The sequence below is a fragment of the Falsiroseomonas oryziterrae genome (genome assembly GCF_021864505.1).
In the GTDB taxonomy this organism is placed as follows: Bacteria; Pseudomonadota; Alphaproteobacteria; order Acetobacterales; family Acetobacteraceae; genus Falsiroseomonas; species Falsiroseomonas oryziterrae.
The window spans coordinates 1-6,448 of the sequence record NZ_JAKJIB010000246.1; the positions used below are offsets into that span (position 1 = coordinate 1).

Below are 6,448 nucleotides of genomic sequence, written 5' to 3' on the forward strand. Positions count from 1 at the left end.
AGCCGAGGCTCAGCACGCCGACCCAGCCGGTGTCGAACTCAGCCGCGCCGTTCGGCGACACGGAGGCGCCGCTCAGCGCCGAGCGCAGCGCGCCCTGCGACGTCAGGTCGCTCTCCATCAGCCAGTTCACGCCGGCACCGGCGCCGACATAGAGGCCCGTCACAGGCTGCGCCTGGGCGGCAACCGGCAGCGCCATCGCGGCGGCCGCCAGCAGGCCCTTCTTGAAGCTCGTCATTCCTAATCTCCCATGTCTCTGGATCCGCCCGGCCGACGCACACGCCCCCGCGAACGGTCCCACGAACGCAATCTGTGCGGGGGCCGCCCGGAGGTGAAGCGGAAAAATGCGCTACCGTCACGGGAACACTGCATCCGGGAGACACTGTGGTTCCGAGGACACGGTTTTCGTGTCGTATCAGTGCCTAGCGTCCCAAACCTCACGGTCCCGTGAGCCGAAGGCGCCGGCGGACCGCACCGCGCATCCCGGCGAAGAAGGTGAGCTCCCGCATCCTTCGCGCTCGCTTTTCGGCCCGCCTGCGCCTATGTGTGCGCCGCACCAATCAACAGACGCCTGCCCGCCGTGCCGCCGGGGCGACGCCATGTCGCCGCCGACGCGAGGGGCCGGGCCCAACGACCGGACCGACCCCGATGCAGATCCGCAACGTCGCGATCATCGCGCATGTCGACCACGGCAAGACGACGCTGGTGGACAACCTGCTGAAGCAGGCCGGCGCCTTCCGCGCCAACCAGCAGGTCGCCGAGCGCGCGCTCGACCGCAACGACCTCGAGCGCGAGCGCGGCATCACCATCCTGGCCAAGTCCACCGCGGTCGAGTGGAAGGGCACCAAGATCAACATCGTGGACACGCCCGGCCACGCCGATTTCGGCGGCGAGGTGGAGCGGATCCTGTCCATGGTGGACGGCGCCATCGTCCTGTGCGACGCGGCCGAAGGCCCGCTGCCGCAGACCAAGTTCGTGCTGACCAAGGCGCTGGCGCGCGGCCTGAAGCCGATCGTCGTCATCAACAAGGTGGACCGCGGCGACGCCCGCCCGGACGAGGTGCACAACGAGGTCTTCGACCTCTTCGCCGCCCTCGGCGCCTCCGACGAGCAACTCGACTTCCACACGCTGTTCGCCTCGGGCCGGCAGGGCTGGGCGGACCTGTCGCTGGACGGGCCGCGCAAGGACCTCTCGCCGCTCTTCGACCTGATCCTCTCCCACGTGCCGGCGCCGAAGGTCGATCCCGACGCGCCCTTCGCGATGAATGCGAGCATCCTGGAGAGCGACAACTTCCTCGGCCGCATCCTGACCGGCCGCATCGAGCAGGGCGTGGCGAAGGTGAACATGCCGGTCCGCGTGCTGCGCCAGGACGGCACGGTGGTGGAGACCGGCCGCCTGACCAAGCTGATGACCTATTCCGGCCTCGACCGCGTGCCGGTCGATGAGGTGCGCGCGGGCGACATCGTCGCCATCGCTGGCCTGGCGGATGCCACCATCCCCGACACCATCGCCGCCCCCGACGTGGCGCAGCCGCTGCCCGCCATCCCGGTGGACCCGCCGACGCTGGCCATGACCTTCCGCATCAACGACGGTCCGCTCGGAGGGCGCGAGGGCAAGAAGGTCACCTCGCGCCAGATCCGCGAGCGTCTCTACAAGGAGACCGAGGGCAACGTCGCCATCCGCGTGAAGGACAGCGAGGAAGCCGACAGCTTCGAGGTCGCCGGCCGCGGCGAGCTGCAGCTCGGCGTGCTGATCGAGCAGATGCGCCGCGAGGGCTTCGAGCTGACCATCGGCCGCCCCCGCGTGCTGACCCGCGAGAACCCGGAGACCGGCGCGCGCGAGGAGCCGTACGAGGAAGTCCTGGTCGACGTGGACGAGGGCTATTCCGGCGTCGTCGTGGAGAAGCTCTCGCAGCGCAAGGGCCAGATGCAGGACATGCGGCCGTCCGGCGGCGGCAAGGTGCGGCTGACCTTCCTGATCCCGTCGCGCGGCCTGATCGGCTACCATGGCGAGTTCATGACCGACACGCGCGGCACCGGCATGATGAACCGCCTGTTCCACGGCTACGGCGCCTGGGCCGGCGCGATCGAGGGCCGCCGCAACGGCAGCCTGATCTCCAACGTGGACGGCGAGACGACGCAATACGCGCTGTTCTACCTGCAGGAGCGCGGCGCGCTCTTCGTCGATCCGGGTGCGAAGGTCTATGTCGGCATGATCATCGGCGAGAACTCGCGCGGCGAGGATCTCGAGGTGAACCCGGTGAAGGAGAAGAAGCTCACCAACATCCGCGCCGCCGGCAAGGATGACGCGCTGCTGCTGATCCCGCCGCGGCGCATGGGGCTCGAGCAGGCGATCTCCTACATCGAGGACGACGAGCTGGTGGAGGTGACGCCGGGCGCGATCCGCCTGCGCAAGCGCCACCTCGACCCGCATGAGCGCAAGAAGCACGCCCGCCGGGCCGAGGGCCTGCCGGTGAAGGGCGAGAGCGCGGCGGCCTGACGCGCCGTCGCTGTTGCGGCGACGCGGCAAGGTGGGGGAGGATCGCGTCATGACGGACGCCGACCTCCTCGCCGAAGCCGAGGCCGCGCGCAGACAGGCCTACGCGCCCTACTCCAACTTCGCGGTGGGCGCGGCGCTGCTGTGCGAGGACGGCAGCGTGCAGCCCGGCTGCAACGTCGAGAACGCCAGCTATCCCGCCGGCATCTGCGCCGAACGCAACGCCGTCGCCGCCGCCGTCGCGCGCGGCGCGCGACGCTTCGTCGCGATCGCCGTGGCCGGCCCGGCAGGCGTCGCCCTCGGACCCTGCGGCATCTGCCGCCAGGTCCTGTCCGAATTCTCGGCGGATGGCCGGCTCCGGGTGATCACGCGCGACAAAGCGGGCGCGCCGCAGGTCGCGACCATCGCCGCGCTGCTGCCCGCCGCCTTCGGCGCGGCGGATCTTGGCCAGGGGCGCTGACGCGGCCGCCGTGCCGGCACCGCGGCCGCATCCGGGACGACCGGCGGGCTTGCGCGGAACCTGCGGCTGGACGGAAAACTTATCCTGCCATGCGACGCCTGCTCGCCCTGCCGCTGCTGCTCGCCGCCTGCGCGACCGAGCCGCCCGCGCCCGCGCCGGCGACCTGGATCGGCCGCAGCGAGGCGGACCTCGTCTCCCAGCTCGGCGTGCCGCACCGGCTGCTGGAAACCGACGGCCGCCGCTTCCTCGCCTATGACGGACCGGGCGGCACGGTGCCCTTCGTCACTCCGTCCCTCGGCTTCGGCTACGGCAGCGTGTCCGGCGGCTGGGGCCGCGCGAGCGGCTTCGGCACCGGCCTCGGCCTCACCTTCGGCCCCGGCGCCAGCACGGGCCCCTGCACGACCACCTTCGAGGTGCGGGACGCCCGCGTGATCGGCGCCACGCGACAGGGACCAGGCTGCGGATAGCGCCCGATCCGCGGAGGCCACCTCGCCGAAGCGGCGAATCGGTCGCTTGAAAGAAAGCTGACGCGAGATCCGGCACAGCGGATCACGCTGTAGATCGCGCCGCGCGCGTCACGATAGCTTCGCGCGACGTCGCGCGGAGACCAGCATGCCCCCCGTTCCGAAGGTCGCGATCGCCTGCCAGGGCGGCGGCAGCAATGCCGCCTTCACCGCCGGGGTGCTCGCGACCCTGCTCTCCCCCGCCCATCGTGACCGCTACGAGCTGATGGCGCTGTCCGGCACCTCGGGCGGCGCGGTCTGCGCCACGCTCGCCTGGTCGGGCCTGCTGCAGGGTGGCACCGACGAGGCGATCAAGCGCCTGCACGGCTTCTGGACCGACCTCGCCGCCGGCACGCCGCTGGATGCCTGGCTCAACGCCTGGGCGCAGCTGCTCTTCTCCTCGCCGGTGTCGGTGCAGGCGAGCCCCTATGCCTATTCACCCGCCGCCGAGCCGCGGCTGCGCGACCTGCTGCAGCGCTGGGTGCACCCGATCGGCGCCGGCGATCCGACGCGGCCCTATCTGCGCCTCGGCGTCGCCGACGTGTTGGCGGGCGGCGGCATGGCCCTAGACGGCGAGAGCGAGGCCTTCAGCATCGCCGACGTGGTGGCGAGCTGCGCCGTGCCGCCGCTGTTCCGCGCGGTGGAGGCACGCGGGCGCCTCTGGTGGGACGGGCTCTATTCGCACAACCCGCCGGTCAAGGCGCTGCTCGAGCTGCCGGAGAAGCCGGACGAGATCTGGGTGATCCGCCTGAACCCCCGCGACCGCGCCGAAGAGCCGCGGACATCGGAGGCGATCGAGGACCGCCGCAACGAGCTGGCGGGCAACCTGCCGCTCGACCAGGAGGAGGCGAAGATCGCGCTGGTGAACAAGCTGCTCGCCAAGGCGCCGTCGCTGAGCGAGCCGCCCTTCCGCTACCGCCCCGTCACGGTGCGGGAGGTGGTGATGCCGCCCCGAGACCGACCCTACTACACCAAGCTCGACCGGTCCCCGGCCTTCCTGCGCGAGCTGCGGGAGGAGGGCGAGGCCGCGGCCCCCGGCTTCTTCGACGCCGCCTCCATCGTGGTGAAGCCGAGGCCCTGAGCGGGCTTCCGCCGCACGCAGCAGGAAGCTACCAACGCACGGCGCCGTGACCTTGCAGGGGGATCGCTTGGCCGGAGTGTTCCGCGACCGCCGTTTCCTCGTCATGCTGGCGCTCGGCTTCTCCGCCGGCATCCCGCTGCCCCTCACCGGCTTCACGCTGCGCCAGTGGATGAGCGAGAGCGGCATCTCGCTCGCCGCCATCGGGCTGACCGCGCTGATCGGCCTGGCCTATGCCTTCAAGTTCACCTGGTCGCCGGTGCTCGATCACGCTGCGCCGCCGCTGTTCCGCGGGCTTGGCCGGCGGCGCGGCTGGCTGGCAACGATCCAGCCGCTGCTCGCCGCCGCGATCCTCGCCCTCGGCTTCACCGATCCGGCCAGCGCCGCGCAGGTGACGGTCGCGATCGCGGTGCTCGTCGCCTTCCTCTCGGCGTCGCAGGACATCGTGGTGGATGCCTACCGCATCGAGATCCTGGAGGAACGCCAGCAGGGCTACGGCCTCGGCTTCTACATCTGGGGCTATCGCGGCGCGCTGCTGGCCTCGAATGCCGGCGCGCTGGCGATGGCGGAATTCGCCGGCTGGACGGCGGCCTTCGCGATGTGCGCCGGCCTGGTCGGCGTCGGCTTCCTCGCCGTGCTGCTGGCGAAGGAGCCGGAGGGCGCGGTACCTGCCGCGACCACCTGGTCGCAGCGCATGCGCGCAGCCGTCGTCGATCCCTTCGCCGACTTCATGCGCCGCCGCTACTGGTTCGTCATCCTCGCCTTCGTCGCCAGCTTCAAGCTGGGCGAGGCGCTGGCCGGCGTGATGACCGCGCCCTTCTACCGCTCGCTCGGCTTCACCCGGCTCGAGGTCGCGGGCGTCGCCAGCGTCTTCGGCCTCTGCGCGACGCTGGCCGGTGCGATGGCGGGCGGCTGGGTGGTCGCGAAGCTCGGCACCGCGCGCGCGCTGATCTGGACCGGCGTGCTGCAGATGCTGTCGAACCTGATGTATGTCGCGCTGGCGGAGACCGGGCGTTCGATGCCGATGCTCTGGGCACAGGTCGGCGTCGAGAACTTCACGGATGGGTTGGCGGATGCCGCCTTCGTCACCTACCTCTCGATGCTGACCAGCCGCAGCTTCACGGCGACGCAATACGCGCTGCTGTCGTCGCTCGCCGCGGTGCCGCTGCGGACGGTGGCGGGCAGCGGCGGCTGGCTGGCGGAATGGCTCGGCTGGTCGGGCTTCTTCCTGCTGACCACCGCGGCCGCGCTGCCGGCGATGGCGATCATGCTCTTCCTGCTGAAGCGCCTGCCGCCGAGGGAGCCGGCGCCCGACACCCCGCTCGCCATCCCGGTGCCCGAGGAGGCCGCGCGATGAACGCGCTCTGGCTCACGCCGCTGCTGCTGCTCGGCTCCAACATCCTGATGACCTTCGCCTGGTACGGCCACCTGAAGGCGCCGTCCTGGCCGATGTGGGTCGCGATCCTGGTGTCCTGGGGCATCGCCTTCTTCGAATACTGCCTCGCCGTCCCGGCCAACCGCATCGGCTACGGCACCTTCAGCGCGCAGCAGCTCAAGGTGATGCAGGAGGTGATCACGCTGGCCGTCTTCGCGGTCTTCGCCGTGCTGTTCCTGGGCGAACAGCTGCGCTGGAACTTCTTCGCCGCCGGCGCCTGCCTCGTCGCCGCGGTGATCTTCATCTTCCTGCCGGTGGAGTGAGGTATGCATTGCGGCCGGCGGTAGCCGGCCGAGCGCCCGAACGGGCGCCGCGGCACGTGCCGCGAAGCCAAGCGCGCGGAGGCGCGCGCCGGCGATTGAGGGCGGGAAGGCGGAGCCCTCGTGCACCTGACATGATCACGCCACCACGACGCGCCCCGTCATGCCGAGCGTCGCGTGCAGCGGCCTCGCGCGGGTGATCGCGTGCCGGCCGGGCCC

Annotated in this window: 6 protein-coding genes and 1 pseudogene; 6 read left to right on the plus strand and 1 reads right to left on the minus strand. The window is 71.3% G+C overall.

What is annotated here, in order from left to right; all coding sequences use genetic code 11:
• Positions 1 to 235: pseudogene (locus tag L2I40_RS16965) on the minus strand (OmpA family protein); the annotation flags it as partial.
• Positions 236 to 645: 410 nt separating this feature from the next.
• Here L2I40_RS16965 and typA point away from each other — a divergent pair.
• The 6 genes from typA to L2I40_RS16995 all read left to right on the plus strand — a co-directional run bounded on the left by typA (position 646) and on the right by L2I40_RS16995 (position 6,232).
• The gene (typA, locus tag L2I40_RS16970) at positions 646 to 2,496 is read left to right on the plus strand and encodes a translational GTPase TypA (RefSeq protein WP_237216379.1); all 1,851 of its coding nucleotides are present in this window, start codon (positions 646 to 648) and stop codon (positions 2,494 to 2,496) included.
• Between the two features lie 49 nt (positions 2,497 to 2,545).
• Positions 2,546 to 2,953, plus strand: coding sequence for a cytidine deaminase (locus L2I40_RS16975; RefSeq protein WP_237216380.1), 408 nt, complete (start codon positions 2,546 to 2,548; stop codon positions 2,951 to 2,953).
• A gap of 89 nt (positions 2,954 to 3,042) precedes the next feature.
• Complete coding sequence (locus L2I40_RS16980; RefSeq protein WP_237216381.1) at positions 3,043 to 3,420, plus strand: hypothetical protein; 378 nt, start codon at positions 3,043 to 3,045, stop codon at positions 3,418 to 3,420.
• Between the two features lie 145 nt (positions 3,421 to 3,565).
• Entirely contained in the window at positions 3,566 to 4,537 is a 972-nt protein-coding gene (locus L2I40_RS16985; protein WP_237216382.1) for a patatin-like phospholipase family protein, read from the plus strand.
• Between the two features lie 76 nt (positions 4,538 to 4,613).
• The gene (locus L2I40_RS16990) at positions 4,614 to 5,891 is read left to right on the plus strand and encodes an AmpG family muropeptide MFS transporter (protein WP_308116434.1); all 1,278 of its coding nucleotides are present in this window, start codon (positions 4,614 to 4,616) and stop codon (positions 5,889 to 5,891) included.
• Positions 5,888 to 6,232, plus strand: a complete 345-nt coding sequence (locus L2I40_RS16995; protein ID WP_237216383.1) for a DMT family protein — start codon at positions 5,888 to 5,890, stop codon at positions 6,230 to 6,232. The genes L2I40_RS16990 and L2I40_RS16995 overlap by 4 nt, the downstream gene beginning before the upstream one ends.
• The last annotated feature ends 216 nt before the right edge of the window (positions 6,233 to 6,448 follow it).